The sequence below is a fragment of the Tannerella forsythia genome (assembly GCF_003860135.1).
Classification (GTDB): domain Bacteria; phylum Bacteroidota; class Bacteroidia; order Bacteroidales; family Tannerellaceae; genus Tannerella; species Tannerella forsythia_A.
On sequence record NZ_RQYN01000135.1, the window covers coordinates 1 to 982 of the forward strand.

General features: G+C 31.4%; 2 protein-coding genes. Both read left to right on the forward strand.

From position 1 onward, the window contains the following. Positions 1-247 precede the first annotated feature (247 nt). Positions 248-658: a hypothetical protein gene (locus EII41_RS13640; protein WP_124791009.1), complete on the forward strand. Its 411-nt coding sequence runs from the start codon at positions 248-250 to the stop codon at positions 656-658. Positions 659-773: 115 nt separating this feature from the next. Then, positions 774-982 (forward strand): hypothetical protein (locus tag EII41_RS14400; RefSeq protein WP_221620740.1); only part of this gene is annotated, 209 nt, incomplete at its 3' end.

Consider the following 982-nt stretch of genomic DNA (forward strand, 5'->3'; position numbering starts at 1 on the left):
TTTCCATGAATGCAATTATACAACTTTTTTCCGGATCCTGATTTATGGGTTACCCACACGATTCAACACAGACCCCAAATATTTTTAATATAGGTATACACCCGTATTTACTTCATGCTCAAATGTACTTATGGGATAATGGAATTAGACTTTAGTCACTTAATCATTTTTTTAATCATTAGTTATGTACTCAATGAAAAAATATATCGTATCTCTATGCTTTTTGTTGTTGATAATAAGGCCTAATATGTTAGCACAAGTTTACCATATGCAGCAGAGGGGTTTTAAAAATATCCCCGACAGTGTATTAAATAATATTAATAAAATGGGGATAGATGACAATCCATTGCTTACAGAATTAGAGGGAGAATATTTCAATGCTCTTTATCAGGTGCCAGACAAGGAGTTTAATTTATCAGGTAAAAAAGTGGCTTTTTTTACAGGTAGTCTTGGCAAAACAGAAAGCAATAAGGTACGGTATTTTATAATCGAAAGAGATAGATTGGAGTGTAATTATTCCCCAAGTATTGGTATATTATACATTTTTAATGCCCAACAAAAAGCCAAGAGTGGAGGGTATGATGCAGCGATTGTGTATTGGAGTAAAAAATTACTTACGATAGAAGAGGTTGTTAAGAGGCTGAAGAGAAAATATTAAGTGGTAAATTTATATTGGGTGTACCCATATTTGCTTCATGCTCAAATATATTTGTGGGGTAGAGGAATAAAAACTGATTTATACTAGTATTATTTAACAAATTCGTATAGAAATAATGAACACACTAATTTTTATTTTGTTAGCTATGCTAACTTTTTCGAATAAACTAGAGGCTCAATTGCCTCAAACGTCGATAATTGAGGGTGATGTATATATATATGATTACGCGATGAAAAAGCATAATCAAGTACATATCGGATTTATCGTTATAAATAATGACTTAATTGTTCAAGACCTTTCTTTTACAGTAAATTTCTCAAAAGG